The organism is Streptomyces sp. NPDC104096, assembly GCF_055584385.1.
The window spans coordinates 1-26,638 of record NZ_JBVJMD010000054.1; the positions used below are offsets into that span (position 1 = coordinate 1).

The 26,638-nt window shown below is 73.9% G+C and carries 25 protein-coding genes, 1 tRNA gene and 1 pseudogene; 16 read left to right on the forward strand and 11 right to left on the reverse strand.

From position 1 onward, the window contains the following. Nucleotides 1-399, forward strand: a pseudogene (locus ACZ60B_RS34970) (chaplin); the annotation flags it as partial. A gap of 91 nt (nucleotides 400-490) precedes the next feature. Here the strand turns inward: ACZ60B_RS34970 and ACZ60B_RS34975 are convergent. Continuing rightward, complete coding sequence (locus tag ACZ60B_RS34975; RefSeq protein WP_469394319.1) at nucleotides 491-1,849, reverse strand: carboxylate--amine ligase; 1,359 nt, start codon at nucleotides 1,847-1,849, stop codon at nucleotides 491-493. 191 nt (nucleotides 1,850-2,040) lie between these two features. On the opposite strand from ACZ60B_RS34975, the gene ACZ60B_RS34980 reads away from it, so the two are divergent. Then, nucleotides 2,041-3,315, forward strand: a complete 1,275-nt coding sequence (locus ACZ60B_RS34980) for a glycoside hydrolase family 26 protein (protein WP_469394408.1) — start codon at nucleotides 2,041-2,043, stop codon at nucleotides 3,313-3,315. Nucleotides 3,316-3,346: 31 nt separating this feature from the next. Here ACZ60B_RS34980 and ACZ60B_RS34985 read toward each other — a convergent pair whose 3' ends face one another. From ACZ60B_RS34985 to ACZ60B_RS35020, 8 genes are read right to left on the reverse strand one after another with little or no spacing between them, the layout of a single operon-like run. After that, nucleotides 3,347-4,471: a GNAT family N-acetyltransferase gene (locus tag ACZ60B_RS34985; RefSeq protein WP_469394321.1), complete on the reverse strand. Its 1,125-nt coding sequence runs from the start codon at nucleotides 4,469-4,471 to the stop codon at nucleotides 3,347-3,349. Further along, the gene (locus ACZ60B_RS34990) at nucleotides 4,468-5,124 is read right to left on the reverse strand and encodes a YveK family protein (protein WP_469394323.1); all 657 of its coding nucleotides are present in this window, start codon (nucleotides 5,122-5,124) and stop codon (nucleotides 4,468-4,470) included. Before ACZ60B_RS34990 ends, ACZ60B_RS34985 begins: the two co-directional genes overlap by 4 nt. Next, nucleotides 5,121-6,335 (reverse strand): glycosyltransferase, encoded by a 1,215-nt coding sequence (locus ACZ60B_RS34995; protein ID WP_469394325.1) that lies wholly within the window; start codon nucleotides 6,333-6,335, stop codon nucleotides 5,121-5,123. The genes ACZ60B_RS34990 and ACZ60B_RS34995 overlap by 4 nt, the downstream gene beginning before the upstream one ends. Beyond that, nucleotides 6,335-7,129, reverse strand: coding sequence for a polysaccharide deacetylase family protein (locus ACZ60B_RS35000; RefSeq protein WP_469394328.1), 795 nt, complete (start codon nucleotides 7,127-7,129; stop codon nucleotides 6,335-6,337). Before ACZ60B_RS35000 ends, ACZ60B_RS34995 begins: the two co-directional genes overlap by 1 nt. Next, the gene (gene murJ, locus ACZ60B_RS35005; protein WP_469394330.1) at nucleotides 7,113-8,969 is read right to left on the reverse strand and encodes a murein biosynthesis integral membrane protein MurJ; all 1,857 of its coding nucleotides are present in this window, start codon (nucleotides 8,967-8,969) and stop codon (nucleotides 7,113-7,115) included. Before murJ ends, ACZ60B_RS35000 begins: the two co-directional genes overlap by 17 nt. Then, a complete protein-coding gene (locus ACZ60B_RS35010; RefSeq protein ID WP_469394332.1) occupies nucleotides 8,966-10,348 on the reverse strand; it encodes an O-antigen ligase family protein in 1,383 nt (460 codons plus the stop codon). The genes murJ and ACZ60B_RS35010 overlap by 4 nt, the downstream gene beginning before the upstream one ends. Before the next feature lie 5 nt (nucleotides 10,349-10,353). Beyond that, nucleotides 10,354-11,787, reverse strand: a complete 1,434-nt coding sequence (locus ACZ60B_RS35015; RefSeq protein WP_469394335.1) for an exopolysaccharide biosynthesis polyprenyl glycosylphosphotransferase — start codon at nucleotides 11,785-11,787, stop codon at nucleotides 10,354-10,356. Further along, nucleotides 11,784-12,968: a glycosyltransferase gene (locus tag ACZ60B_RS35020; RefSeq protein ID WP_469394337.1), complete on the reverse strand. Its 1,185-nt coding sequence runs from the start codon at nucleotides 12,966-12,968 to the stop codon at nucleotides 11,784-11,786. The genes ACZ60B_RS35015 and ACZ60B_RS35020 overlap by 4 nt, the downstream gene beginning before the upstream one ends. 568 nt (nucleotides 12,969-13,536) lie before the next feature. Between ACZ60B_RS35020 and ACZ60B_RS35025 the strand changes: the two genes are divergently transcribed. The 6 genes from ACZ60B_RS35025 to ACZ60B_RS35050 all read left to right on the forward strand — a co-directional run bounded on the left by ACZ60B_RS35025 (nucleotide 13,537) and on the right by ACZ60B_RS35050 (nucleotide 17,265). Continuing rightward, nucleotides 13,537-13,776, forward strand: a complete 240-nt coding sequence (locus ACZ60B_RS35025; RefSeq protein WP_469394339.1) for a chaplin — start codon at nucleotides 13,537-13,539, stop codon at nucleotides 13,774-13,776. 319 nt (nucleotides 13,777-14,095) lie between these two features. After that, a complete protein-coding gene (locus ACZ60B_RS35030) occupies nucleotides 14,096-14,386 on the forward strand; it encodes a hypothetical protein (RefSeq protein WP_469394341.1) in 291 nt (96 codons plus the stop codon). 213 nt (nucleotides 14,387-14,599) lie between these two features. Further along, the gene (locus ACZ60B_RS35035; protein WP_469394344.1) at nucleotides 14,600-15,103 is read left to right on the forward strand and encodes a DUF5949 family protein; all 504 of its coding nucleotides are present in this window, start codon (nucleotides 14,600-14,602) and stop codon (nucleotides 15,101-15,103) included. Further along, the gene (locus tag ACZ60B_RS35040; RefSeq protein ID WP_469394346.1) at nucleotides 15,100-15,687 is read left to right on the forward strand and encodes a vitamin K epoxide reductase family protein; all 588 of its coding nucleotides are present in this window, start codon (nucleotides 15,100-15,102) and stop codon (nucleotides 15,685-15,687) included. Before ACZ60B_RS35035 ends, ACZ60B_RS35040 begins: the two co-directional genes overlap by 4 nt. A 176-nt stretch (nucleotides 15,688-15,863) precedes the next feature. Continuing rightward, complete coding sequence (locus ACZ60B_RS35045; protein ID WP_469394348.1) at nucleotides 15,864-16,415, forward strand: tyrosinase cofactor; 552 nt, start codon at nucleotides 15,864-15,866, stop codon at nucleotides 16,413-16,415. Continuing rightward, the gene (locus ACZ60B_RS35050; protein ID WP_469394350.1) at nucleotides 16,399-17,265 is read left to right on the forward strand and encodes a tyrosinase family protein; all 867 of its coding nucleotides are present in this window, start codon (nucleotides 16,399-16,401) and stop codon (nucleotides 17,263-17,265) included. The genes ACZ60B_RS35045 and ACZ60B_RS35050 overlap by 17 nt, the downstream gene beginning before the upstream one ends. 81 nt (nucleotides 17,266-17,346) lie before the next feature. Here the strand turns inward: ACZ60B_RS35050 and ACZ60B_RS35055 are convergent, their stop codons facing one another. Further along, complete coding sequence (locus ACZ60B_RS35055; protein WP_469394352.1) at nucleotides 17,347-17,682, reverse strand: chaplin; 336 nt, start codon at nucleotides 17,680-17,682, stop codon at nucleotides 17,347-17,349. Nucleotides 17,683-17,925: 243 nt separating this feature from the next. Between ACZ60B_RS35055 and ACZ60B_RS35060 the strand changes: the two genes are divergently transcribed. The 5 genes from ACZ60B_RS35060 (at nucleotide 17,926) to ACZ60B_RS35080 (ending at nucleotide 21,370) form a co-directional block, all read left to right on the forward strand. Then, complete coding sequence (locus ACZ60B_RS35060; protein ID WP_469394354.1) at nucleotides 17,926-18,273, forward strand: SAV_915 family protein; 348 nt, start codon at nucleotides 17,926-17,928, stop codon at nucleotides 18,271-18,273. Continuing rightward, nucleotides 18,270-19,730 (forward strand): hypothetical protein, encoded by a 1,461-nt coding sequence (locus tag ACZ60B_RS35065; protein WP_469394356.1) that lies wholly within the window; start codon nucleotides 18,270-18,272, stop codon nucleotides 19,728-19,730. Before ACZ60B_RS35060 ends, ACZ60B_RS35065 begins: the two co-directional genes overlap by 4 nt. A 261-nt stretch (nucleotides 19,731-19,991) precedes the next feature. Beyond that, nucleotides 19,992-20,372: a DUF3592 domain-containing protein gene (locus ACZ60B_RS35070; RefSeq protein WP_469394358.1), complete on the forward strand. Its 381-nt coding sequence runs from the start codon at nucleotides 19,992-19,994 to the stop codon at nucleotides 20,370-20,372. Further along, on the forward strand, nucleotides 20,369-20,665 hold the full coding sequence (locus ACZ60B_RS35075) for a hypothetical protein (protein WP_469394360.1): 297 nt from the start codon (nucleotides 20,369-20,371) through the stop codon (nucleotides 20,663-20,665). The genes ACZ60B_RS35070 and ACZ60B_RS35075 overlap by 4 nt, the downstream gene beginning before the upstream one ends. A 186-nt stretch (nucleotides 20,666-20,851) precedes the next feature. Next, nucleotides 20,852-21,370: a hypothetical protein gene (locus ACZ60B_RS35080; protein WP_469394362.1), complete on the forward strand. Its 519-nt coding sequence runs from the start codon at nucleotides 20,852-20,854 to the stop codon at nucleotides 21,368-21,370. Nucleotides 21,371-21,597: 227 nt separating this feature from the next. On the opposite strand, the gene ACZ60B_RS35085 is transcribed toward ACZ60B_RS35080, so the two are convergent. Continuing rightward, nucleotides 21,598-21,673: transfer RNA gene (locus ACZ60B_RS35085), tRNA-Arg, on the reverse strand. Nucleotides 21,674-21,994: 321 nt separating this feature from the next. On the opposite strand from ACZ60B_RS35085, the gene ACZ60B_RS35090 reads away from it, so the two are divergent. The 3 genes from ACZ60B_RS35090 to ACZ60B_RS35100 all read left to right on the forward strand — a co-directional run bounded on the left by ACZ60B_RS35090 (nucleotide 21,995) and on the right by ACZ60B_RS35100 (nucleotide 26,472). Beyond that, entirely contained in the window at nucleotides 21,995-23,602 is a 1,608-nt protein-coding gene (locus ACZ60B_RS35090) for a dynamin family protein (RefSeq protein WP_469394366.1), read from the forward strand. 165 nt (nucleotides 23,603-23,767) lie between these two features. Then, a complete protein-coding gene (locus ACZ60B_RS35095; RefSeq protein WP_469394369.1) occupies nucleotides 23,768-25,738 on the forward strand; it encodes a YfjP family GTPase in 1,971 nt (656 codons plus the stop codon). Between the two features lie 260 nt (nucleotides 25,739-25,998). Continuing rightward, on the forward strand, nucleotides 25,999-26,472 hold the full coding sequence (locus tag ACZ60B_RS35100; RefSeq protein WP_469394372.1) for a single-stranded DNA-binding protein: 474 nt from the start codon (nucleotides 25,999-26,001) through the stop codon (nucleotides 26,470-26,472). The last annotated feature ends 166 nt before the right edge of the window (nucleotides 26,473-26,638 follow it).

Genomic DNA, 26,638 nt, shown 5'->3' on the forward strand with positions numbered 1-26,638 from the left:
CCGCCGCACGGCGACCACACCACGCCTCCGCCCTACGGTGGCGACGAGACCACCCCGCCGCCGCACGGCGACCACACCACGCCTCCGCCCTACGGTGGCGACGAGACCACCCCGCCGCCGCACGGCGACCACACCACGCCTCCGCCCTACGGAGGCGACGAGACCACCCCGCCGCCGCACGGCGACCACACCACGCCTCCGCCCTACGGAGGGGACGAGACCACCCCGCCGCCCTACGGCGGTGAGGAGACCCCGCCCTACGGCGGCCATCACGAGGGCCCGCCCAGCATGGCGAACACCGGTAACGAGAAGATGCTCGCCGCCTCGGGCATCAGCGCCGTGCTGATCGCGGCCGGGGCCTTCCTGTTCCGGCGGGGCAGGGCCGGGTTCCGGCGGTGACGTGCCGGGTGCCGGTCGCTCTCCCGCCCGGCACCCTTGCCCGTCGGCGCCGTACCCGCCAGGCCCCGGCCGCGGCACGGCAGTTCGTGCCTCAGCGGCTGCCCGCCCTCCTGTCGTCCGCCGGCCCGACCACGTCGGCCGCACCGGCTGCTTCGGCCGCCCCGGCCACCTCGTTCGTCGAGGGCGGGGCGGGCAGGACGGCCGGGGACGGGACGGTGGGCGGGGGCGCCTGGCGTACCACGCGCGGCCGGACCTCCGGGTCCCGCCGCGCCTGCCCGCCGCGCAGCCGGTCCAGCAGCCGGTGCGAGACATGACGGCACCACAGTCCCCACATCGCCCGCCCGGGGCCGCGGTCGTCCGAGGCGTGCCAGGCCAGTTCCCGGCGGACCCGGACGGGCCGCAGCACGGTCAGCGGTGCGTAGTTCTCCACCACGAACTCCCGTCCGTGCAGCGGCGCCCCGGCCGGCAGCGGGCGATGGGTCAGATCCAGGTGCAGGGCGCGTACGACGTCCAGCCCGGCGGTGTCGCAGAAGAGCCGGAACTGGGCGCCGGGGCGCGGATTGAAGTCGAGCAGGTGGTAGCGGCCCGTCGTGCCGCAGCGGCGGAAGTCCAGGTCGAGGATGCCGCGGTAGCCGAGCTCACCGGTGAGCCGTTCGGCGAGCGCCCGCACCTGGGCGTCGGGGGTCCACCGGCCGACCGCCGTCAGACCCGCGCCGCGCGGCCAGGCGTGCAGTTTGCGGCCGGGGCCGCCGCCCCGGACGGCACCGGTGCGGTCGGCGTACCCGTGGAAGAACCAGTCGCGGTCCGGGCCCGGCGGCAGGAACTCCTGGAGGAGCAGACGGCTGCCCGCCTCCTCGGCGCGTGCGTACAGTTCGCGGGCCTCCCGCATGGAGCGCACCACCACCGTGCTGCGCAGCCCACGGCCGGCGGGCAGCAGCCAGGGCCGGCTCCACTTCGCCACCACCGGCAGACCGAGCTGCCAGGCGGCCCCGGCGGCCTGCGCCGCGCTGTCCGGGATCACGGTGACGGGATGCGGCACGTCCACGGCGGCGCACACGGCGGCCAGCTCCGCCTTGTCCGCCACCCGTTCGGCCAGCGCGCCGGGCTGCTGCGGCAGCAGGTACGAGGGAGCCAGTTCCTCGCGCAGCCGTCCCACCGCGACGGCGCTCGCGTCGTCCATCGGGATCAGCACTGCGGGGCGCGCGATCCGGGCGGCCACCCGGCGCAGGGTCGCGGCGATCTCGGCCGTGGACGCGCGGGGCGGGGGCGGCAGGTGCAGCCGGGTCACATAGCGGGACCTACGGACCGGGCTGCCGGCTAAGTCGGCGACCACGTGCACCTCCACGCCGGCCCTCCCGAGCGAGCGCACGGCGCCGAGCGTGCCGTGGTGGAAGGGGTTCCGGTCGACCCGCAGCAGCACGGCGGGGACGCGGATGTCGAGCAGTGACACGGGCTTCTTCCCTCAGGTCGGTTCACCTGCGCGGCGGAGCGGATCACCCGAAGGCCCTGTCGCGCTGGCTGGATTCATCTGCATATGTCTGATTGTCATTGTCTGAAGTGTCGGAGCCCCCGTCGGAGCCCTCACCGGAGCCTTCAGAGGAAGCGTCAGGAGTCGGTGCGCGCATGAAGAACGGAGCAGGCATGGCCCCACAGCAGTCGCACGCCCGGTCTCGACGGCTGGCCGCCGTCGTGGCCGCGGTCGCCGCGTCGGCAGCCCTGGCCTCCGGTCCGGGGTTCGCCGCGTCCGATCCGGTCCACCCGTCCACGGCGGCCGCCCCGGCGAAGCCCGCGACCCCGAAGTCCGCGGCGCCGGAGTCCGCCGCCCGAAAGTCCGGGAAGGACGTCCCCGCCTTCGGCGCCTACCTGGACTACGGGGCCGGCGGCGTGGCCCGGATCGCGGACTTCAGCAACTGGCTGGGCGGCGCGGAGGTGCGGGTCGGACACACCTATCTGCCGGGCGACAGGTGGAGCAACATCGAGGGCGACGTCGGCTACCTCGGCGCGTGGGCCGACTGGCGCAGACAGAAGAGCGACCGGATCTTCGTACTCAACGTCCCCATGCTGGAGCACAACGAGGCCGGCGTCTCCGACGAGCAGGTGCGGCGGCTGCTGCGCGAGGGCGCCGCCGGACAGTTCGACCAGCACTTCCGCGCCCTCGCCGAACGGCTGGTGGCGCTGAAGGTGCCGGACACGGTGATCGTGCTCGGCTGGGAGATGAACGGCACCACGTACACCCATCGCTGCGGTCCGGACCCGGAGGCCTGGAAGCGGTACTGGAACAGGATCGTCACCACCATGCGGTCGGTGCCGGGCCAGAGGTTCCGGTTCGACTTCACGCCGAGCCGGGGCCGGGACGCCGTCCCCTGGACGCAGTGCTACCCGGGGGACGACACCGTCGACATCGTCGGCATGGACTCCTACGACCAGCCGTCCGGGCTGTCGTTCGAGGAGCAGGTGAAGGAGCCCTACGGCCTTCAGGCGCACGTCGACTTCGCCAAGGCGCACGGAAAGCCCGTCTCCTATCCGGAATGGGGTCTCTTCCGCAACGGGGACGACACCGCGTACGTGCGGGGCATGCTCGCCTGGATGGACGAGCACCGGCCGGTGTACAACACGCTGACCGACTACTGCCCGCACGGCGTGTGGCAGTGCTCGGGCAACCCCGCCTCGTCCGCGACCTACCGCGCCCTCCTCGCGTCGTCCACCGGACAGACCACCCCGACCACCCCGACCGGGCCGACGACTCCGACCACCCCGACCGCTCCCACGGAGCCGGCCGTCCCGACGGCCCCGGCGGCCGAGCCACCGGCCCCGGAACCCGGGGCCGGCTGCCTGCCGCTGGAGCTCGGCGACTGGATCGAGTACTGGATCGGCGGGAAGATCTGCACCCGGATCGGCGGGCTGCCGCGCACCTAGGGCGGGTATCCGCGGGTGGCGGCAGGCCCGGTCAGGACCTGTCGTCACCGTCGCGCTCCCTCAGCCGGGTCAGCAGTTCCTTGCCCCGCCGCCGCGCGGCGACGTCGCACACCACCGCCGACAGCAACGGGGCGGTACGCCGCCGGGCCAGCAGCAGCCGCTGGTTGACGACCGGTTCCGGCCGCCAGTGGTGCTTGTACGGTTCGTTGCCGCGCAGCAGGCTCAGCGTGCCGCGCCCGCCCGCGCGGGTGTGCTCGGCGCACGCGTCGAGCAGCATCACCGCCACGTCCGCCTTGCGTTCGCGCAGCCGGGGATGGGCGCCGTAGAGGTAGCCGCCCGCCAGCCGTTGCGACAGCAGGGTCAGATCGACGGCGACCACGTCGTCGTCGAGCCGGAACTCGGTGACCACCGCGTCCCCGGAGCGCACCATCGGCCCCACCGACCGCACCAGGTGCTCGCAGAAGCGCGTCTGGAGGTGTTCGGACGTCACCTTCCGTCCCTGCCACTGGAGCCGGTGCAGTTCGAGCAGCCGGCGCAGCGCGGGGTCGACCTCGTCCGGTCGGACGAGGTGGCGCTGCACGCCCAGCGCGGTCAGCTTGCGCAGCTTGGCCCGCACCCGCTGGGCCTTCGCCGGCGGCAGCCGGGCCACCAGTTCCTCCATCGGCACGGCGGGCAGCTCCAGGCACAGCGAGTCGCTCACCCGGCGGCGGGGCCCGGTCCAGCGGTCGTAGACCCGTTCGACCGCGCCGCCGGGGCGGACCTCGCGGAAGTCGATCAGCGCGGTCCGGGCGGCGGCCGTGAGACCGGCGGTGAGCGCGGCCACGGCCGCCTCCCCGCGCTCGTCGTCGACGAGGACGTCCCCGTAGTCGGAGATCGCCCCGCCGAGCGGCACCAGCGCGGACACCGGACGGCGTACGGCCGTCAGCGGGGCGGCGGCGACCAGTTCGGCGCCGTCGCGCACCACCAGCAGCCGCAGCCGGCCCGGCCGGCCGTAGGACAGCCACCACGAGTACAGCCAGGCATGGCTCTGGAACGGGGTCGCCGTCCGGGACCGCGCGTACAGCCGGTCCCAGGCGGGGGCCAGCGCGGCGAAGGTGCCCTCGTCGGTGACCAGGTCGGTGGTGTACGCGGGTTTCACCCACGTCCGTGCGGTCACAGCTTTCCGTGCAGGTCGGCGGCCAGGGCCGGGCCGGGTACGGAAGCGGACCGGGGCGGTTCCTGGGGGGCCCGCCGGGGGCGCACCAGCAGCAGCAGTCCGCCGAGCAGTCCGCCCGCGCTCGCGCCCACCAGGCCGGTCACCGCGGGTGACGCCGAGGACGGCGAACCCGGCCGGACCGCCTTGGCGAACTGCTGGAGCTCGACATGGGTGGCGTCCTTGCTGTCGTCGGCGTGCCGGGTCAGGGCGAAGGCGACGGCGTTGGCCATGTCGGCGGCCTGGGCCGGACGCGACGAGGTGGCCGTGACGGCGACCATCGGGGCGTCCGGCGAGGTCGCCGTCTGCACGCTCGCCTGCAGCACCTTCGCCGAGACGCCCGCCCTGACCTGCGCGTCCCCGAGCACCGCGAGCTGTGTGGCGACCCGTCCGTACGCCTGCGCGAAGCCGAGCGCGGCCGCCGGGTCGGACTTCTCCGTCGGTACGGCGACGACGTAGGCCGTGGCCGTGTACGACGGCGGTTCGACGACGCCGTACGCGCCGCCGAGCAGGCCGCCGGCCAGGACGCCGGACGCGAGCAGGGTCCAGGCGGCCAGGGTCCGGGGGCGGGAGTGGGCGGAGGCCGGGCGGTGTGGTCCGGTCGGATTCTCGGTCATGAGGTGCTGGCTTCCTGAGGCGACGGGGACTGCGGAGACTGAGGTGACGGAGAAGGCGGAGGAGGCGGAGGAGGCGGAGGGGGGAGCGCGGTGGCCCTGCCGGAGAGGGCCGCCGTGTAGACGCCCATCAGCCGGGCGGCACTGCGCTCGATGCCGTAGTGGCGGACGGCTTCGGGGGCGGCGCGCGGGTACGGGCCCCGGGCGCGGGCCTCGACGATCGCCCCGGCGAAGGCCTCGGGGCCGCCCGTCACACGCACGGCGCCGGGCGCGGTGTGCGGCGGCAGGTCCTCGATCGCCGGGCAGGAGGCGTAACGCACGGGCAGCCCGCAGGCCAGGGCCTCGACGACCGCCAGTCCGAAGGTCTCCTCGGGGGACGGTGAGGCCAGCAGGTCCATCGCGGCGGTGAGCGAGGGCAGGTCGGGTCCGGGGGAGCCGTCGGGCACACAGGGGCGTTCGCCGGTGAACAGCACGCGGTCCGCGACCCGGGCCTCGTACGCGATGCGGCGCAGCACGCTCTCCTCGGGGCCGCCGCCGACCAGCAGCAGCCAGCAGTCGTCGGGGAGCGCGGCGAGCGCCCGGACCAGGACGTCGAAGCGCTTGCCGGCGACGAGCCGGCCGATGCCGCCGACGACGTAGGCGCCTTCGGGCAGGCCGAGGCGCCGCCGGGCGCGCTGCCGCTGGATCGGGTCGAAGCGGAAGCGGGCCAGGTCGATGCCGTTGGGGACGACCTCGATGCGCGGGGCGGGCACGCCCCAGTGCTTCAGCCGGTCGGCGACCGTGGGGGAGACGGCGACGGTCGTGGTGCCCAGCCGCTCCCCGGCGAGGTAGAGGGCGCGCACCCCGGGGGTCAGCCTGCGGCCCTCGATCCGGGAGTCGCCGAGCGAGTGCTCGGTGGCGACGATCGCGCGGACGCCCGCGAGCCGGGCGGCCAGACGACCGTAGAGGCAGGCGCGGTAGAGGTGGGTGTGGACGAGGTCGTAGCGGCCCCTGCGGACGAGCCGGACCAGGCGCGGCACGGCCGCCAGGTCGCGGTTGCCGCTCATGCCGAGGTGGACGACGCGCACCCCGTCGGCGACCAGTCCGTCGGCGACCGCGCCGGGGTCGGTGAGCGTCACGACGTCGCAGTCGACGGGCAGATGGCGCAGCAGCAGCCGCAGTTGCTGCTCGGCGCCGCCCACGCCGAGTCCGGTGATGATGTGCAGGGCCTTCATCACAGCCCCTCGACGGGTCGGCGGCGCAGCCGGTGCAGCCGGTGCTTCAGGAACAGGCGTACGGCGCCGTCGTTCTGGCCGATGTGGACGCGGGGCAGGGCCAGGCGGCCGCCCAGCGGGCCGGGGTCGATCGCGCAGGCGTAGTCGTATCCGGCGTCCCGTACGGCGTCGACGGCCCGCCGGTCGACCGTGCCGTACGGGTAGCAGAAGCCGCCGACCGGAGCACCGGTCAGTTCCGTGAGCGCTGCTCTGCTCTCGACGGTCTCGCGCTTCAGGGTGAGGTCGTCCGCCGTGGTCAGGTCGACGTGGGTCAGCCCGTGCGAGCCGATCTCGACGCCCTCGGCGGCGGCGTGCCCGATGCCGTCCGCGGTCAGCAGCGGCTTGCGCGGGCCGAGCGGGTCCCAGGCGTTGTCGCCGCCGAGCCGGCCCGGCAGTACGAAGAGGGTGGCGCCGAAACCCCGGCGGCGCAGCCGGGGCAGGGCGTGCTCGACGAAGTCGGCGTACCCGTCGTCGAAGGTGAGCCCGACCAGGCCCCGGCCCTGCCCGCGACCCCGGGCGGCGAGCAGCGCGGCCATGGACACGCCCGTCAGGCCACGCCTGCCGAGCCACTCCAGCTGCCGCTCCAGCCGGTCCGGGGTGACGGTGACGCGGTAGGGGTCGTCGGAGCAGTCGCCCACGGAGTGGTACATCGCGACGAACGGGACGGGGGCGGCACCGGTCCGCCCGGCATCCCGGGCGGGCCGGGCGGAGACGGTGGGTTCGATCGGGCCGGCGGAGTCAACGGAAGAGGCCATGCGCAAGCCTTCGGGTCGCGGAGGATACGGATCTCAGTGCGGGGGCGAAACCCTGGGCACCCAGGGCCAGCCCGACCAGGACGAACACGCAGACCACCGTCACCGTGCCGGCCGCGAGACCGGCCGACGCGGAGGCCGGGCGGCTCGCCGCGAACACGCCGGCCGCCGTGGCGACCGCCGCGGCGCGCACCGGCTTGGCCAGCTCGCACAGCACCCGCCGGGTGCGCACCGGGACACTGCGCGGACCCAGGCCGGCCAGCAGCAGCCCGGCCGTGACGGTGATGCCGAACGCGTTGGCGGCGGCGATCCCGGTGACCCCCCAGCGGCCCACCGCCCACGCGCCGGCCCAGGCGGTCGCGGCCAGCCCCGCTGCCATCGCGCCGAGCGGATACCAACTGGTCCGCCCCGCCGAGAAGTACGAGCGCACCAGCGCGCCCACCAGGGTCTGGCCGAGCAGCCCGAGCGCGTACACCCGCAGCACGGCCGCCGTCGCCGAGGTGTCAGGCGCGGTGAACGCACCCCGCTGGAAGAGCAGTTCGATCAACTGCGGAGCGCACGCCACGACGGTGGCGGTGCCCAGCAGCACCACGCACGCGGCCAGCACCAGGTCCCGCTCGACCCGGTCGCGGGCCCGCTCGGTGTCGCCGTCGGCCAGGGCCCGCGCGACCACCGGGAAGGTGACCGTGCACAGCATCAGCGACAGCGTCATCGGGATCTGCGCCACCTTCTGGGCGTAGTTCAGGTGCGAGATGGCACCGGCCGGGAGACCGGAGGCGAGAAAGCGCTCGACGAGGACCTGCGACTGACGGCACAGGGCGAAGAGCAGGACGCTGGCGAGCAGGGCGGAGCCCATCGGCCGGTCGCCCGGCCCCGGAAGAGCCTCACCCCCGTCCTCCCCTTCCCCCTCACCCCCGCCTCGGCCCTTGCGTCGCAACTGCCCCATCAGCGAAGGCAGTTGTGTCAGCACCATCAGGAATCCGCCGACCGCGACCCCCGCCGCCGCCGAACGCACCCCCCAGCGCCCGCCGAGGACGAACATCCCGGTGATGATGCCGGTGTTGTAGGCGACGTAGATCGCCGCCGGTGCCAGGAAGCGGCGGTGCGCCCGCAGCGCCGCGCTGGCGTACCCGGCGAGTCCGAAGCTCAGGACGCAGGTCGCGGTGAGCCGGGTGCAGTCGACGGCGAGCGCGGGATCGGGCAGGCCGGGCGCCAGGGCCTCGACGAGCCGGGGGGCGGCGGCGATCAGCAGGCCGGAGACCGCGGCGAAACCGAGCGCCAGCCGGGGCAGGGTGGTGGCGACCAGCGCCCGCACCGGGTCGCCCGGTGTGCCCTGCGCCCGCCGGGCCAGCGCCAGGCTGAACGCCGGGATCAGCGCGATCGCCAGCCCGTCCTCGATGAGCAGCGTGGCCGCGAACTCCGGCACGGTCCAGGCGACCAGGAAGGCGTCCGTCTCGCTGCCCGCCCCGAACAGCCGGGCCAGCGCCTGGTCGCGCACCAGTCCGAGCAGCGACCCGGCGATGGACAGCGCCGCCGTGACGAGCGCGGCCCTGGCGAGGAACCGCCGGGTGACGGAGGCGTTGTCGCTCCGGTGCGGGACGGCGGGCGCGGACCGGGCGGCCGGTACGGACACCCTGCCCTCCGTGTCCCCCCTGCCCTCGGTGTCGTCCCTGTCCTGGGTGTCGTCCCTGCCCTCGGTGTCGTCCCTGCCCTCTGTGGCACCCCTGTCTTCGGTGGCGTCCCTGTCCTCGGTGTCGCCGCGGCGCGAGCGGCCTGCTCGGGTCGACCGGTCGGTCCAGCGCGACCGGTCGGCCCGGCGCGGCCTGGAAGGTGTCACCGTCATCGCGCCCCGGCCTCCTCGGCCGGCCGGCCCGCGAGCACCGGCGGGTGCGCCGGGCGCCGCTCGCGCTCGTTCCCGGCCAGCGCCCACCAGGCCACCAGCCCGAAGCAGACCGCGGTCAGCACGGTGGAGGGGCCGCCGATGTCGGCGTACAGGAAGTCGACGAGCTGCCACACCAGCAGCCCGCAGGCGACCAGCGCGCAGTCCGCGCCCGGACCGGCCGCGCGCCCCCGCAGCCCGCACACCAGCAGCGCCAGCCAGCTCCCGGCGAGCGCCAGCAGCCCGATCAGCCCCTGCTCGGCCAGCACCAGCAGGTACATGTTGTGCGGGGACAGCAGCGGCTGCCTGCGGAACGCGGCGCCCGCGCCCTCCGTGTCGCTGCCCGACGACAGTGCCAGCGAGGCGTGCGCGTCCCGGTGGTCGGGGAAGCCCTTCAGCCCCACGCCGGTCAGCGGATGCTCCCGCCACATGCCGGTGGCCGCCGCCCACAGGGCGTACCGGTCGGTGACCGACTGGTCGGGCGCGTCCGCGACCCGGGTGATGCTGCTGATCCGCTCCTGGAGCATCGCCGTGCCGACCCCGAAGCCGCCCACCAGGATCACGGCCGCGGCGGCCACCGCGGCGCCCACCCGCAGCGCGCGCCGCAGTCCGGCCAGGAGCAGCTGTACGACGCAGGTCAGCGCCGTGGCGATCCACGCCCCGCGGCTGAAGGACAGCGCGAGCGGCACCAGCAGCGCCAGCGCGCAGACCGCGGCGATCACCCGGTGCCGCAGTGGCGTCCGCCCGAGCGCCAGACCCAGCGCGCACACGAGACCGAAGGAGACGACGGTCGCCATGCCCATCACGTCCTGCGGCCCGAAGGTGCCGACCGCGCGGATCTCCTCGCCCTGGTACGAGGCGCCGGTCCCGGTGACGTACTGGTGCACGCCGACCGCCCCCTGCCACCCGGCGAGCGCCACGAACGACCAGGCCAGCAGCCGGAAGTCGGACCGGCCCCGGATCAGCAGCACGACGGCCGCCGGGACCAGCACGAAGACCTGGAGGTAGCGGCCCAGGCCGGTGACCGCGGCCCCCGGTGAGGACGCGCCCAGCGCGGCGGCCGCCAGCCCGACGACCGGCAGCCCCAGCACCACCGCGGCGACCGGCGACAGCGGGCGCCTCCGCTGCCGTACGAGACGCACCACGCAGAACACGACCACCAGCGCGGACAGCGCGTCGGCCGGACCCGCGCCGCTCTCCCCGCCGGGGGAGACGGGCAGGGCGAGCAGGGCGAGCACGGCCACCACGGGCAGCACCGGGGAGACCTTCGGGGCGAGCTTCCCGAGGGTCCCGGGGGACAGGGACAGCCGCGGGGAGCGGACCGGGGTCGGGGCGAGGCTCATCGTCGTCAGCTCCCGGTCGGACGCACGAGCGCGGCCGCGGTGCGCAGCAGGATGCAGATGTCCTGCCACAGCGACCAGTTGTCGATGTACGCGTTGTCGAAGCGGGCCCGGTCCTCGATCGAGGTGTCGCCGCGCAGCCCGTTGACCTGGGCCAGTCCGGTGATACCGGTCGGCATCCGGTGGCGGGCCGCGTAGCCGGGGTGGTGCTGGCTGAACTGGGCCACGAAGTAAGGGCGTTCGGGCCGCGGGCCGACCAGGCTCATGTCGCCGGACAGCACGTTGAACAGCTGGGGCAGCTCGTCCAGCGAGGTCTGGCGCAGGAAGCGGCAGAACCGGCTCATCTCCGGTTCGCCCGCCACGCTCCAGCGGGTGGCCGCCTCGTGCTCGTCGACGGGACGGTGGGTGCGGAACTTCAGCAGCGTGAAGGGGCGCCCGTCCTTGCCGATGCGCTCCTGCCGGAACACCACCCCGGGCCCCTCGGTGATCCGCAGGACCGCCGCGCACACCAGCAGCAGCGGGCCGACCAGCAGCAACGCGGCCCCGGACAGCAGCACGTCGACAGCCCGCTTGCCCAGGCTGCCCCGGCGCCGGCCGCCCATGTCCAGCCGCCGGCAGGAGTACCCCGCGAGCTGGTCGCGGGTCGTGTACGACGGGGAGTCCGGGTCGACCTCCCGCACCGTGCAGCCGGACTCGGCGAGCGCCCGCAGCAGAGGGCCCTGCGCGGTGCGCACCGAGGGATGGACGGCGAGCACCTCGCGCACCCCGTTCTGGATCAGCGCCCGCTGCACCTCCTGACCGGTCGTCAGCACCGGCAGGCCCTGGTGCCCCTGGGGCCTCCCGGTCCGCTCGGCGACGATCCCCACCGGCCGCACCCCGCACCGCGGATGGCGCAGCACGGCCGCGGCCACCCGCTGCGCGGTCGCCGCGGGTCCGATGACCAGAGCGGCGCGCGGGCGCCGCAGCAGCGCGGCGCGCCGCCGGCCGTGCGCGATCCCGCGCCCCAGACAGGCCGTCGCCGACTGGACCAGGACGCCGAGGACGAGTGTGCGCACGGACAGCACGTGCTCCGGCGTGTACGCCGCCACGAGCGCCGCCAGCGCCAGCCAGCCCACCGCGATCCGCCCGCAGACGGCGGGCAGTTCGTCCAGCACGCCCCGCACGGGCCCGGTGCGTCTGGCGCGCAGCAGTATGGTGGCGCCCACCAGCAGGGCCACCACCAGCGGTGTGCGCTGGGCCTCGCCGAGCACCGAAGCGGCGACGAAGGCCGCGGCGAGGTCCGCGAGCAGCAGCGGAAACGAGGAGGCGGGCCGTGCCGGGGGCCGCCGGGCGGGGAACCGGAAGCCGGTGCCGCGCTCGCGCGCGGGCATGACGGAGACGGGCGAGGGTCCGTGGTCCCGTGGCTGCGCGCCGGGGGAGGGGACGGTACTTTCCGCAGTCACGAGTGGATGGACTCCCTGCACTCGGAGGGCACCACGCGCCCTGTTGCCTGGTTCCGACCGCCGCCGAGCAGGTCGTCGTAGACGGCCGCGACGGCCTCGGCCGTGCGCCGTACGTCGTGCGCGGACAGGACGTGCCGACGCCCCTGCCGGCCGAGCGACGCCCGCAGCGGCGGGTCGAGCAGCAGCCCGGCCACGGTGGCGGCCAGCGCCTCCGGGTCCCCGGGCGGGACGAGACAGCGCCCGGCCAGGGCGGGCGGCAGGCTCTCGCGGGCGCCGTCCACGTCCGTCACCACCACCGGCCGGCCGCAGCCCATCGCCTCCAGCGGGGCCAGTGCCATCCCCTCCCAGCGCGAGGGCAGGACCACCAGGTCGGCGGCCCGGTACCAGGGCACGGCGTCGGCGACGGCCCCCGCGAACAGCGCGGACCGCGGTGCGCGGGCGCGCAGCCGGTCCCCGTCCGGGCCGTCGCCGACCAGCACCAGCCGGGCGCCCGGCACCCGCCGCAGGACGGCGTCCCAGGCGTCCAGCAGGATGTCCTGGCCCTTCTGCCGGCACAGCCGCCCCACACAGACGACCAGCGGAGACCCAGGACCGACGGCCGCTTCCGGCACGGCTCGCCCGTGATCCGCCGCGGCCGGGCTGAAGCGCTCCGGGTCGATCCCGTTGGGGATCACCGACCACCGTCCGGCGATACCGGCGCGCACGCCGGTGACGCGTTCCGCCTCGCTCACGCACACCACCCGGGAGGCCCAACGCGCGGCCCACCGCTCCCACTTCAGCGCGAGCGCCGCCGCGGTACCGCCGACCGCCTCGAACGACCAGGCGTGCGGCTGGAACACGGTCGGGATCCGCCCCCGTACGGCGATCCGCCCGGCGAGCCCGGCCTTCGCGCTGTGCGCGTGCACCAGGTCGGGCCGGACCTCGTCGAGCAGCCGGGCGAGCTGCCGCACCTCGCGCACGAGGGCCGGACCGGGCGACCTGGTCGCCCGCCAGTGCCGTACATCGGCGCCCGACGCGCGCAGCGCGCTCGGTAGTTCGCCGTCCGGGCAGGCGACCGTGAGGTGCAGACCGGCCGTGAGCTGGGCCCGCACGAGGTCGGACACCACTCGGGCGACCCCGCCGTCCACGGGTTGGGTGAGGTGGAGGACCCGTGGCCGAGGGTCCGTTGCTGGCAGGTGCATTGCGCGGTTTTCCTCGCTCACGATGGCGCTCGGTTCGTGCGGGAACGCGCCGTCTCACCGCTGTGCGTCGACGGCGACCGAGAGTGCGCCGGTCCACGCCGCGTCCCGCTGGGGAACGAGCCGGGCAGTCAGCTGGTCACCACCCCGCAGCACGGCCTGGGCCGGATCGAACATGCGGCGGTCGTGACCGAGCGTGTTCGCGCACCCGGGCCCGCGCCGGGTGCGCGGATCGGGGTTCGGTGCGCGGGGCGGAGCAGTACGCGCATCCGTCGCGCGGCGCGGCGGCGGACCCAGGGAATGGCGCATGACCGGCGTTGCCCTTTCGAGGAGGTTCGTCGACCGGGGGGTCAGCGGAATCGGACGCCTGCCGTAAGAGTGCGGAGAGGTCCGCAACTCTAGCTGCTATACGTGCTAATCGGTAGAAAGCAGACAGTTGTGTCGGAATCGTGAATCCTCGCCCCTGGGGATCACCCCAATGGCGGCACAACTCGTGTGCGCCCGGCGCGTTGACACAGCGCCGGACACCCCCGTCCGGCCGTTTGTGTCAACTCCCAAGGAGCACCTCTCCATGTCGCGTATCGCGAAGGGCCTGGCCCTGACCACCGTTGCCGTCGCGGCCATCGCCGGGACCGCCGGCATCGCCGCCGCCGACAGCGACGCGCACGCCGCCGCCGCCAACTCCCCGGGTGTGCTGTCGGGCAACGCCCTCGAGGTTCCGGTGCACATCCCGGTCAACCTCTGCGGCGACACCATCGACGTCGTCGGCCTGCTGAACCCGGCCTTCGGCGGCTTCTGCTTCAACGACTGACGTCGGGCGCATCCATCGCGACCGGCCGCTCTCCGGGACGGAGGGCGGCCGGTTCCGCGTTTTCGGACACGGAGCGTGACCGTCCTGAAGTGCGGGAGGCCTGTCCCCGCCCGGTGCCCTCCGGGGGCGTTACTCCGAACGGGGGACCGGGTTCGAAGCGGCGGCCCGCCGCGCGGCGGCAGCTTCGCACCGGGCGCGGGGAGACTTCGCGCGGGGCGCAGAAAGTCTGCGCGCGCGGGGTTTCCGCCCCGGTCAGGAGTCGTTAGGCACGACGTCAGACATCAACGAGGCGACGTGAGTTGCCGAAGAGAGGAACACGATGAAGTCGCTGAAGGCCGCCGCTGTCGTCGCCGGGTCCCTTGTCATGGCCGGTGCCGCCGCGCCCGCGTTCGCCCACAGCTCCGCCGACCTCACGCCCTCCAGCCTCAACGGCGCTGTCGACACGCTCGCCAGGCACCCCCTGGAGCTGCACGACGTGATGCCGTTCCAGCACCAGTCGGACGCGCTCAACACCGAGAACAAGGACTCCGTACTGCACACGGTGAAGGGCGCGGCCACCGCGCTCAACACCCACAACCGGCTCCTCGGCGGCCTCCCGCTGCAGAGCTGACGCGCCACGGCCGGGGCCGGCGCAGGGGTGCCGACGAACGGGCGTCGGCGAAGGGACGCCGGCGGTGCCGCGCCGAACGGATCCGGACGTCCGGCGCTGTTCGAGACGCGTTGCCGCACTGCGTCCCTCGTTCGTGTGGAGCACCTCCGGAGCGTCGCCCGGTCGGGTGAGAACGGCCCCGGCGGCCCTCCGGAGCGTCGGTAGGGTCGCGCGGTGACCTCAACCTCAAGCGAAACCCGCCCCCTTCGCGTCGCCGACCTCGGCACCCTCGTCGTGCTCCCCTGGAGCGGCGAGACCTCCGACGGTGGCGACATGCCCTACCTCCTCGCCTACTCGCTCGGGGACGCGCCGGCCGGCCCCGAGGCCTCGGCGGCCGCCGTCGCACAGCTGCTGAACGGCAACCGCCTGCCCGTCGGCGGAGACCTGGTCGACGGCAACGCCAAGCCGAGCCTCCCGGTCAGCCTGCTCGTCGAGGCCGGTCAGGCCGTCGTCTCGATGCCGCCGTACCTCAACGCCCAGTGCACCCCGCCGCCGGAGTGGCTGGAGGCGGTCGCCACCCGCGGCTACGCCTACTTCGTGTTCACCACCCGCCCCTGGCCGCAGGCCGCGCCCGGCCTGCCCGTCACCCCGGAGGCGCTGGCGGCGTTCGCCGGCGCGGACGAGACCCTCGCCGCGGCGGCGCACATCGTCCTTCCGGCCCGCAGCCTGCGCGCTTGACGGTCAGGACGGCGGGCGCGGGCCGCGGTTTCGCCCTGCTGCTGGTCCTCACCGGCGCGGCCGGACTGCTGGCCTCCTGGGTCATCACCCTCGACAAGTTCAAACTGCTGGAGGACCCGGACTTCGTCCCGGGATGCAGCCTGAACCCGGTCGTCTCCTGCGGCAGCGTCATGAAGAGCGCCCAGGCCTCGGCGTTCGGGTTCCCCAACCCGATGCTGGGACTGGTGGCCTACGGCATCGTCGTCTGTGTCGGCATGAGCCTGCTGGCCGACGCCGTGTTCCCGGGCTGGTACTGGCTGACCTTCGACGCCGGCTGCCTGTTCGGCGTCGGGTTCGTGTCCTGGCTCCAGTTCCAGTCGCTGTACCGGATCAACGCGCTGTGCCTGTGGTGCTGCCTGGCCTGGGTCGCCACGATCATCGTGTTCTGGTACGTGACGTCGTTCGTCGTACGGAAGAGGTTCCTGCCCGCACCGGAGCCGGTGCGGAGGTTCCTCGCGGAGTTCACCTGGGTGCTGCCACTGCTGCACGTCGGCGTCGTCGGCATGCTGGTCCTCACCCGGTGGTGGGAGTTCTGGACCGGATGATCGCCGGAGCCGGAGCCGGAGCCGGAGCCGGAGCCGGAGCCGGAGCCGGAGCGGGGACCGGGCCGCGAGGGCGCGCGGTACGGCCATGTGGAGCCCGGTTCGGCAGCCACGGGTGACCAGGCGGGCCGCCGGACGGTTACTTCTGGGGACAACCGAACCGGACCGAGGAGCACGACATGGTCGTCAGCGTGGACGGCGCAACGGTGGTGAGCGCCGGGTGCGGACCGGCGAACCCGGGGAGACCCGGACAGGAAGCACGACGGGGACGAGGGGGACGGGCGGGAACACGACGGGACCTGCTGCGCGGGCTGCTGGCCCCCGCGGCCGCCCTCGTGCTCGCTCCCCTCGTCGCGGCCTCCCGGCCCCCGCGGACCACCGGCGGCCCCGGCGGCGCCGCCTTCGACGAGACCTACCGGGGCCGCCGTATCCAAGGCGTGGCGCTCTCCGCCGGGCGCCGCACGGCCACGATCGGCGCGGTCGCCTGGCAGGTCACCGTGGACGGACGGCCCCTGCACCTGATGCGCCGGGCCGACGGCACCTGGCTGAGCATGGTCGACCACTACAGCTCGTACGGCACCCCGCTGGAAGCGGCGCGCGCGGCGGTCGACGAGCTGGGGCCGGGCGAGCGACTGCGCGCGGAAGCAGCCCCGGCCCACGGACCGGGGCGGAGCGCGGAACAGCAGGACCAGAGCAAACACACGGGGGGACGGCATGGTCTACACACGTAAGGACGCCGCCACGCTGACGGCCGCCGAGAAGCGGCGGTTCGTGAACGCGATGCTGGAGGTCAAACGGCGCGGCGAGTACGACGAGTTCGTACAGACGCACATCGACCACTACGTCGCCGACGGCGAGACCGGCCTGCGCACGGCCCACATGGCGCCGTCCTTCCTGCCCTGGCACCGCCGGTTCCTGCTGGAGCTGGAGCAGGCGCTGCGCCGGGTGGACTCCTCCGTGACGGTGCCGTACTGGGACTGGACCCGCGACCGGTCCACGACGTCGACGCCGTGGACCGGGGACCTCCTCGGCGGCAACGGGCGGCGCTCCGACCACCAGGTGACCACGGGCCCCTTCGCGTACGCGGCGGGCAACTGGACGATCCGGGTGGGGGTGACCGACGGGGAGTACCTCGCCCGGGACCTCGGACGCGCCCGGGCCCCGATCTCCCTGCCCACGAGGAACGACGTGGAGTGGGCGATGTCCGACCCGGTCTACGACGTATCACCCTGGGACTCGACCACCACGAAGGGCTTCCGCAACAGGCTGGAGGGGTGGGGGCGCGGGAGCGGCAGCGCCTCCTGGCGCAACCACAACCGGGTGCACCGCTGGGTCGGCGGGGCCATGCTCGGCGGGGCGTCCGTCAACGACCCCGTCTTCTGGCTCCACCACGCCTTCGTCGACCTGCTGTGGTCCCAGTGGCAGGACCGGCACCGCGAGCACCGCTACCTGCCCGCCAAGCCGCCCGGTCCCGGCACCGCGCAGCACGGCCGGGTCGTCGCCCGGAACCAGATGCTGCCGCCGTGGGACGTGACACCGGACAGTCTGGAGGACCACCGAGGGGTGTACCGGTACGCGTGAGCGGCCACGGAAAGAGCCCCGGCGCTCGAGGTGCCGGGGCTCTTTCCGAGTACGACCGTGTCAGCGGCGAGTACGTCCGGGTCAGCGGCCGTAGCCGTGATCCGACTGGTGGCTGCTGTGGTGGCTGCTGTGGTGCCCGGTGTGCTGGCCGCCCTGCTGGGGGACCCCGCGGAGGCGGCCGGTGTCGGCGCAGGTGGTGCCGAAGGCCGGGTTCAGCAGCCCGACCACGTCGATGGTGTTCCCGCACACGTTGACCGGCACGTTGACCGGGACCTGGACGACGTTGCCGGACAGCACGCCGGGCGAACCGACGGCCGCGCCCTGGGCACCCGCGTCAGCCATGGCCAGACCGGCTCCGCCGAGCGCCACGGCACCCGTACCGAGAGCGACCACAGCCGCCTTCGCGATGCGAGACATGCGTTCTCCTTCTTTTACTTGGGCGAGTGCGGCGGCAGGACTCGCGCCGCACGTCCCGTTCAACGCGGCGATACGGGCCGGGACACGGCGTACGACGCACATCATTTTTATTTCGACGAGGGCTGACAGGTACGGACGCGTGGACCGCCCGCGATGACGGGCGCGGGCCCCGGACGCGAGGCTTGCGACAAGCTTGGGAATCTCCATACCTCTCCCCGAAGTGACCGCTCCTAGGCTGTGCGGATGGAGACGGCGCCCCGCACACCGCCCGTCCCGGACGTCCTCGTGCTGCCCACCGTGACGGACGTGCCCCGGGACGCGGACGGCGTACCCCTGCTGGACGAGACCGTGGACCTGATGCTGCTGCCCCTGTCGGCGCGGCCCGGTCGGGACCGGCTGACGGCACTGGCCTTCTCCACCGTCGCCGGTCTGGTGGAGGCGATGGGCGAGGAGCAGCCCTGGGTCGCCGTCGCGGGCACGGACCTGACGGACGCCCTGAGCGGATCGGGCGCCGAGGCCGTCCTGCTGGACCCCCGGCCGGGACCTGCCGGACCCCCGGCCGGCCGGCGCGGCGGGGAGGTCGGTGCGTGACCGACCCGGACTTCTCCGGCATCAACCCCGACAACCTGGCGAAGACCATCGGCGACCTGGCCGACGGCAGTACGACCCTGCGGCAGGCCGGGAACGCCTACGCCGCCCGCTTCCGGAAGTTCGGCCTGGACACCGGCAGTCTCACCGAGATCGGGAGGATAGCCTCCTGGGTCGACGGCGAACTCCCCATGCTGCGCCGCCGACACGCGCTGGCCGCCGCCATGGAGTTCCGGGGCGTCGGTCCCCGGCCCACCATGGTGCAGGTGCCCGAACCCGTCCAAACCGTCCGGCAGGCGCGACAGCAGGGCGCCGAACTGGCCGAGCAGGCCGACGCGTTGGGTGCCATGGATCCCGACCGGGCCGGGCCCGCGCTGCACCGCATCGCGGAGGAGCCGGCCGCCCACCGCGGCGACGGCGACTTCGCCTCCGCCTTCTACGCCCAGGCCGACCCCGGCCTGGTCAAGAACCTCCCCTCGGTCATCGCCACCGCGAACGCGCCCACCGCCCGGGAGGACGCCAAGATCTTCGGCACGGCCTTCACCGCCGCGATCGACGCCGACGCCCCCGCCCCCGGCTTCGACCGGGTGCTGGACCTGTTCCACGGCGACGTCCCCGAGAACGAGCCCGCGGCCGTCTTCGACCGGGCCCTGATGCAGGGCGACGACCCCGATCTGTGGGACACCGCCTGGAAGCATCTGGAGAAGGCGACCACCGACCTCGGCGACCCCAGGGCGACCTGGACCGTGCACGCCGGACTCGTCGCGGGTGTCGTCGGGTTCCAGTCCCACCGGGCGGAGAGCCTGTGGGACGAGGCGGACAGGTTCTCCCAGGAGGCCAGGGCCGCCTACGAACGCCGGGTCGACGCCCTCACCCCCGCGCAACGGGCCCTGTTCCGCAAACAGACCAGGGCCGCGGCCAAGGCCGTGAAGGGCGCCTCCCGCGAGGCCGAGCAGATCTACGGCAGGTTCGGACTGGGCCCGCTGTCCCGGTTCATGGAGGCCTCGGTCGGCGACTCCGGCCGCTGGATCGCCACCCGGATCCCGGTCGGCGCGGTGTCGGCGAGCGCGGAGGCCGGCTGGCTCGGCAAGGCGTTCCGCACCGGCGACCGGCTGCCCCTGGTCGGCACCGTGCTCACCCTCGGCGGCATCGCCTACGACATCGAGGTCAACCACTCCGACACCGATGTGGCCGTCGTCTCCAACGTCGCCTCCCTCGGCGCGGGCATGGTCGGCACCTGGGCGACCGAGGCCGCCGTCGTCGCCGCCGTCGGCGGACCCGTGGGCTGGGCCGTGGGCGCGGGCATCCTGGTCGGCGCCGGTCTCGGCTACGCCGCCTACTACGCCCTCAACACCGACACCGGCAAGAAGGCCGTGCACGCGGTCACCCACGCGGTCGAGGACGTCGGGAAGGACATCGGCGGCGCCGCCGAGAAGCTCGGCGGCTGGCTGGGCCTCTGAGACACACGGGAACCGGATCGATGACGAAGAAGACACGCATGAAGCGGACGCGCCCGCACGGGGCACCCCCGCCGCCCCCCTCCGAGCAGAAGGCCCGGCTGGACGAGGTGCGCAGGGCGACGGCCGGGGTGCGACGGCCGGTGCCGCAACGACGTCTGATCGCCACGCTGGCCGCCCTGTTCGTGGCCACCGCCTGCGGAACGCTCTTCCTGCTCTGGCTGCCCTCGCACACCCTGGTGCACGATCTGCGCACCCGGGGGGGTGGCCACCTGGGCCCAGGTCACCTCGTCCCCCAGGGACAAGTTCGGCAGCGCCGGGAACGTCGAGGTCCGGTTCACCGTCTCCGGCCGCACGGTCGAGACCGCGCTCAGCGACTGGGGCGGCGAGCGCCCGGACGGCCTGGAGCCGGGCGGTACGGTCCCGGTGACCTACGACCGGCAGGACCCCCACCGGGTGCTCACCACCGCCTGGGTGCAGCACCCGCCGGCCGTGACGGCGCCGATGCTCTGGGGGCTGGTGCTCTCCCCGTTCTTCCTGGCCGGCACGGTCCTGCTGGCCGTACTGCGCCACCGCGGACTGCGCGACCGGCAGCCGCGGGAGCGGACGACGCCACCAGCCGGAACGCGGAAGGAGCGCCCGTGACGGAGCCGAAGGTGGACAACCCGCGCAAGGCCGATCTGCTCAGGCTGCGCGGCGATCTGGCCAAGGAGGTCGAACGCCTCCGGACGGCCCTGCGGCGCCCCACCGAGGACCTGGGCGGTGACAAGGTCTGGGTCGGCAGGAACGCCCGCACCTGGCACACCGGCCTCGCCGGCCGCGACAAGAAACTGGGCATCGAGGTGGACAAGCTGCTCCCCCTGCTCGACGCGGCGATCCGTGCCGAGGCCGACCAGGTGTCCCCGGCCGACGCCCGCGCCTATCGGCGGGGGTACTGACCGCCCGCCCGCGCCCGGCGTGACCCGATCAGCGCCGTTTTGGGTTGTCCGGGCTGTTCTTGCAGGTCACGGACTCGACTGAGCAGTCGGACAGATAGGACGCTCACCGACGTCGGCCTGCCGTTCCCGCAGGTAAGGTCTCGCCATTCCAATGGGACGGCAACGCGCAAGTCAAGGGACGGAAACGTGAGCGAGAACGCGCTCGGCGACGGCAGCATCTGGAAACTGGGGCCGCAGGAGGGCGGAGAGTTGGCCGCCCGATGGTGGAAGTGGGCGCTGTCGGCACCGGACGATCGGAGCCCGGTCATGGATACGACCGGTGAGTTCGCCGACTGGAGGCAACCGGAGGATCTGTGGTTCCTCGCCGGCACCTACGGGGGGCGCGTGGTGCGGCGGTGCCGAATACCCGCGCAGCGGCGTGTTTTCTTCCCTGTCTTCAACACGCAGCGTGGAGGCCTTGTCGCTCCTGCCCCCATGCTCGTCGACGTCGCGAAGGCGGAAGCGTTCTTGAACGGCCGACCGCTTCCGCTGCAAGAGTTCACGTCGAAGCCATTTCGCATGGGTCTGTACCGAACGGTCGCCTGGGGGCTGTGGTGCGGACTCGAACCCCTCACGGCAGGGCAGTACGTGCTCGAAATCAAGGCGGCCACCACGGGAGGCTTCTGGGTGGACACCACGTACCACCTGACGGCAGTCGGCAGCTGACGGGGCGGGCACCGGGGCATCCCGCGCCGATGCGCATGCTGCGGCAGCGCATCGGGCACGAGCGGCTCATGCCGGGAGACCCGTTGTTCCGGAGGGCGAAAACCCGGTGACAGCCGGACGGCCCCGGAAGCTTCCCTTGATCGTCGGGGGAGCGGCCGGGGCCTCGCCGTGTTGACCGGGACCCGCTCCGACCAGCAAAAAGCCCTCCCCAAGGGGAGGGCGGAGACTGGCGCCCCCGGCAGGACTCGAACCTGCGGCCAAGCGCTTAGAAGGCGCCTGCTCTATCCACTGAGCTACGGGGGCCTGGTGTGGTGGCCTCGTGCGTGGTGCCCGGGTGCGGGCTGATCCGCGACGATGCCGGGGACAAGGATAGGGCTCCCGGATCCTTCTCCCTGTTGCTTCGCCTCCGTGGCTCGATGTGGAGGTTCGGTGAAGCGGTCCTGATAATCGCAGGCAGGTACGAATCGTGCATCGCTTTTGGGGTCTCGCGCTACGGGTGTTGTGCACTCGTTATGCCTGGGCTGTGCCCTTGTCCCAGTCGTACCTTCCGTCCCTTGTGTTCGATCGGCGCGCAGGCATGCCTATGTGCTTCAGAAATCCCCCAAAATTGGGCATTCTTCGCATGTGGTGACCTTGGACGTACGGCCTCAGCTGCTCGACGCACTCTCCGCCTTGCGCGACCGTGTCGCCGCCGCACGCTTTCCGCTGCCCCTGGCGGGGGCCCCGCGCGCGCGTGCCAACCGCGACGAACTGCTCGCCCAGCTCGACGACTACTTGGTGCCCCGGTTGAGAGAGCCCCATGCGCCCTTGCTGGCCGTCATCGGGGGTTCCACCGGCGCCGGGAAGTCGACCCTCGTCAACTCGCTCGTGGGGCGCCGGGTCAGCGAGGCGGGCGTGCTGCGGCCGACGACACGGACTCCCGTTCTGGTGTGCCATCCGGAGGACCATCACTGGTTCAGCGGCATGCGCGTCCTGCCCGACCTCACACGCGTGTGGGTGCCCCACCAGGACTCCGGCGAGGAACTGCTCATGCCCGGGGAGGACGGCAAGCGCATCCTGCGCATCGAGACCGCCGAGACCCTCCCGCGCGGCCTCGCGCTCCTCGACGCACCCGACATCGACTCCCTGGTGGCGGAGAGCCGGGTCCTCGCCGCCGAGCTCATCTGCGCGGCCGACATCTGGGTCATGGTCACGACGGCCGCCCGCTACGCCGACGCCGTGCCGTGGCATCTGCTGCGTACCGCCAAGGAGTACCGCGCCACCCTGGTGACCGTGCTCGACCGAGTGCCGCACCAGGTGGTGTCGGAGGTGTCGCGGCAGTACGGTGCCCTGCTCACCAAGGCCGGGCTGGGCCATGTGCCGCGCTTCACCGTGCCCGAGCTGCCCGAGTCGGCCTGGGGCGGGGGCCTGCTCCCGGCCACCGCGGTGGCCGCCCTGCGGACCTGGCTGGTCCAGCACGCCCAGGACCCCGTCGCCCGGCAGGACGTCGTGGCCCGCACGGCGCACGGCGTCCTGGACTCCCTCAAGTCGCGGATGCCCGAGCTCGCCGGCGCCGCCGCGGCCCAGCACGCGGCGGCGCTGCGCCTCACCGCCGCCGTCGAGGGGGCCTACGACAGCGAGTACACCCGCGTACGGGGACGGCTCCAGAGCGGCGCCGTACTGGCCGGTGGCGCCCTGAAGCGGTGGCGGGCCTTCCCGCTGGACTGCACGGCGGGTGAACTCTTCGACGCCCTCGTCGAGAGTCTCGGCTCGCTCCTGCTGTGCGCCGTCACCGCCGCCGACGAACGTATCGACGAGGCCTGGCGGCGCGAGCCCGCGGCGGGCGCCCCCGGGCTGGCGGGACACGACCCGGCGCCGGAGAGCGCCGAGCACCGGATCGGGGTGGCCGTACGGCGCTGGCGGCGGGAGCTGGAGGAGTGCGCCGAGGAGGAGCTGCGCGATCTCGACCGTGGCGCCGCCGTCGATCCGGAGGCGGTCTCCGCGCTGGTCGCCACCGTCCTGCTGGGCGGCCGCAGGGCGCGCAACGCGGGCGAGCGGCTCGCGGAGCGGATCGGCGCGCACGGCGCCCTGCGGCTGCGCGACCGGGGCGGGCGGCTGCTCACCGGATACGTGGACCGGGTGCTCCAGGCCGAACGCGAACGCCGCCTCGCGCCCCTCGACGGGCTCGACATCCACGTGGAGCCCCAGGCCGAACTCATCGCCGCGCTGTCCGTACTGCAGAAGGAGAGGTGACCGGTGACCGCCGTCGCCGACCAGGACCACACGGAACATGCCGATCACGGCGGGGGGCAGGGCCCCGGACAGCCGTCGGGACCGCCCGCGCGCGAGGAGCAGGCGGGTCATACGGGTCACACGGATCGCGCAGGTCGCGCAGACCGTCCGGACCCTTTCAACCGCATGGATCACTTGATCGACGTGGTCCATGTGGATCACGTGGATCACGTGGATCACGTGGTGCGGGCCGGGCAGGGGGGCGATGGGGACCGCGGAGACCGCCAGGGCCCCAAGGATCCCAAGGGCAACGAGGGGTTCGAGGGGTCCGAGGAGCGTCGGGACCGTGCGGGTCGGGGGGATCCTGCGGGCCGGATCGACCGGGCGGACGACGAGGAGCGCACTGATCGCCCCGATCGCGCGGACCGTGGGGATTCCTCCGGCGCCTGGGACGACGGGCTGATCGCGCGCCGGGTGACCGAGGAGACCGCCGCCGAGGCTGCCACGGCTGCCGTCGGCGCCGTCGAGAAGCGGGCGCAGTCGGGGCAGATCCCCGCTCCGCTCGCCTACGACGGCCCGCTGCGCTCGCGGCTGGACGCGCTGCGGGAGCTCGTGGGGCTCTCCCGGGCCCGGCTCGACAACAGGACGCTCGCCGAGGCGGGCCGGGTGCTGGACGAGTCGGCGGCGCGGCGCAGGCTCTCCGGGCAGCACACGGTCGTCGCCATCGCGGGCGCCACCGGCAGCGGCAAGTCGCAGCTGTTCAATGTGCTCGCCGGGGCGACGATCTCGGAGACGGGCGTACGGCGGCCGACCACCGCCGCCCCCATCGCGTGCAGTTGGAGCGACGGCGCGTCCGGTCTCATCGACCGGCTCGGCATCCCGGGACGGCTGCGGCGGCGTCCGGTGCAGAGCGCGGAGGCCGAGGCGCAGCTGCACGGGCTGATCCTGGTCGACCTGCCCGACCACGACTCGGCGGCCGTGCAGCACCGTGAGCAGGTGGACCGGGTGCTGGCGCTCGTCGACGCGGTTATCTGGGTCGTCGATCCCGAGAAGTACGCCGACGCCGTCCTGCACGAGCGCTATCTGCGGCCCATGGCGGGGCACGCGGAGGTCATGTTCGTCGTCCTCAACCAGATCGACCGGCTGCCCGAGGAGGCGGCCGACCTGGTCCTCGACGATCTGCGGCGGCTGCTCGACGAGGACGGGATCGCTCTCGGCGAGTACGACGAACCGGGCGCGACCGTGCTCGCCCTCTCCGCGCTGACCGGCGACGGGCTCGGTGAACTGCGGGACGCGCTGAGCCAGTTCCTGGCGGAGCGCGGGGCGGCGGCCCGCCGGATCTCGGCCGACGTCGACGCCGCCGCGGTCCGGCTGCGACCGGTGTACGCGGCCGGGCGGCGCAGCGGGCTCAGCGAGGAGGCGCGGGACGAGTTCACCGCCCGGCTGGCGGACGCGGTGGGGGCCGCGGCGGCGGGAGAGGCGGCCGAGCGCGCTTGGCTGCGCAACGCCAACCGTGCCTGCGGGACGCCCTGGCTGCGGTTGTGGCGCTGGTTCCAGGGCCGGGGGGAGCAGGTCCCCACGGGTCACCTCGGGCAGCGGACCCAGGCCGACGAGGAGGCCACGGCCAGGCAGCGGGTGGAGCAGGCGGTGCGCCGGGTGTCCGAGCGGGCGTCGGCCGGGCTGCCCACGCCGTGGGCTCAGGCGGTGCGCGAGGCCGCCGTGCGGGGGTCCCAGGGGCTGCCCGAGGCGCTGGACGAGCTGGCGGCGCGGGCCGGACTGCCTCCCGGGCGGCCGCCGCGGCCGGGCTGGTGGCCGGCGGCCGTGCTGACCCAGGCGGCCATGACGCTGCTTCAGATCGTGGGCGGAGCGTGGCTGGTGGGACAGATCGCCGGGGTGATGGCGCCGAATCTGGGGGTGCCCGTGCTGTTGATGCTGGCCGGAATCGTCGGCGGTCCGCTGATCGAGTGGAGCTGCCGGATGGCGGCGCGCGGACCGGCGAAACGGTACGGGCTGGAGGCCGAGCGGCGGCTGAGAGAGGCGGCCGCGGGCTGCGGGCGGGCCAGGGTCCTGGATCCGGTGGCCGCGGAACTGCTGCGCTACCGGGAGGTCCGGGAGCAGTACGGACGGGTCGCGGGCGCGGGTGCCGGGGCGCGGTGAGGACGGTGCCGGGGGCCGGGCGCGGATCGGATCACCCGTCAGGGTGAGGGAGTTCTCCACAGGCGGGCGGTGATCCACAGGGCTCGGCGGGCTCGTCCCGGCGCAGGCAGTCTGGTGCCACGGCGATCGCGACGGACGCGGTCGCCGGGGCGGCGGCGGTACGCGAGTGAGCGTGGCCGGCGCGCCGGACTCAGTCGTACGGGACGGGCCCGTACGTGTGCCGGACCGGGCCGGGCGCCCGGGTGAGGGAGGGGTTCGCGATGAACGAGACGATCGTGTGCACGGTGGGGAACGTGGCCACGCAGCCGGTGTACCGGGAGCTGGCCTCGGGGCCGTCGGCGCGCTTCCGGCTGGCGGTGACCTCGCGTTACTGGGACCGCGAGAAGAGCGCCTGGACCGACGGACACACCAACTTCTTCACGGTGTGGGCCAATCGCCAGCTCGCCACGAACGCGGCGGCGTCCCTGTCGGTGGGCGAGCCCGTGATCGTGCAGGGCAGGCTGAAGGTGCGTACCGAGGTGCGCGACGGGCAGAGCCGGACGTCGACGGACATCGACGCGGTGGCCATCGGCCACGATCTGGCCCGGGGCACCTGCGCGTTCCGGCGTACGGGCCGGCCGGAGGCCGGCACGGTCGGCCCTTCGGACCGGCCGGAGCCCGATTGGGAGACCCCGGCCGAGGGCGGTGGCCCGGAAGCGGTGCACCGGTCTGCGGAACCGGCCGCGGTGCCGTGATGTCAGCCGATGCCCCGACTCGGCAGAACTGCGGCTTATCAGAGAATTCATCCGGTGCTCGCCCCGAACGGCCCGGTTGATTTGTCGATAAGCCCTGCTCTGGGGTGATCTCGGCGATAACGATTCCGAGTCGGATCCGTTGTCTGACGATATGACGAGAGAAGGC

Bases quoted from the DNA above. Each gene is read 5' to 3' on its own strand.
- ACZ60B_RS35010 (WP_469394332.1), bottom strand. From the start codon at position 10,348: ATGAGCCTCGCCCCGACCCCGGTCCGCTCCCCGCGGCTGTCCCTGTCC.
- ACZ60B_RS35025 (WP_469394339.1), top strand. From the start codon at position 13,537: ATGTCGCGTATCGCGAAGGGCCTGGCCCTGACCACCGTTGCCGTCGCG.
- ACZ60B_RS35055 (WP_469394352.1), bottom strand. From the start codon at position 17,682: ATGTCTCGCATCGCGAAGGCGGCTGTGGTCGCTCTCGGTACGGGTGCC.
- murJ (WP_469394330.1), bottom strand. From the start codon at position 8,969: ATGACGGTGACACCTTCCAGGCCGCGCCGGGCCGACCGGTCGCGCTGG.
- ACZ60B_RS35045 (WP_469394348.1), top strand. From the start codon at position 15,864: ATGGTCGTCAGCGTGGACGGCGCAACGGTGGTGAGCGCCGGGTGCGGA.
- ACZ60B_RS35020 (WP_469394337.1), bottom strand. From the start codon at position 12,968: ATGCACCTGCCAGCAACGGACCCTCGGCCACGGGTCCTCCACCTCACC.
- ACZ60B_RS34990 (WP_469394323.1), bottom strand. From the start codon at position 5,124: ATGACCGAGAATCCGACCGGACCACACCGCCCGGCCTCCGCCCACTCC.
- ACZ60B_RS35100 (WP_469394372.1), top strand. From the start codon at position 25,999: ATGAACGAGACGATCGTGTGCACGGTGGGGAACGTGGCCACGCAGCCG.
- ACZ60B_RS35050 (WP_469394350.1), top strand. From the start codon at position 16,399: ATGGTCTACACACGTAAGGACGCCGCCACGCTGACGGCCGCCGAGAAG.
- ACZ60B_RS35095 (WP_469394369.1), top strand. From the start codon at position 23,768: ATGGATCACTTGATCGACGTGGTCCATGTGGATCACGTGGATCACGTG.
- ACZ60B_RS35030 (WP_469394341.1), top strand. From the start codon at position 14,096: ATGAAGTCGCTGAAGGCCGCCGCTGTCGTCGCCGGGTCCCTTGTCATG.
- ACZ60B_RS35060 (WP_469394354.1), top strand. From the start codon at position 17,926: ATGGAGACGGCGCCCCGCACACCGCCCGTCCCGGACGTCCTCGTGCTG.
- ACZ60B_RS34980 (WP_469394408.1), top strand. From the start codon at position 2,041: ATGGCCCCACAGCAGTCGCACGCCCGGTCTCGACGGCTGGCCGCCGTC.
- ACZ60B_RS34995 (WP_469394325.1), bottom strand. From the start codon at position 6,335: ATGAAGGCCCTGCACATCATCACCGGACTCGGCGTGGGCGGCGCCGAG.
- ACZ60B_RS35000 (WP_469394328.1), bottom strand. From the start codon at position 7,129: ATGGCCTCTTCCGTTGACTCCGCCGGCCCGATCGAACCCACCGTCTCC.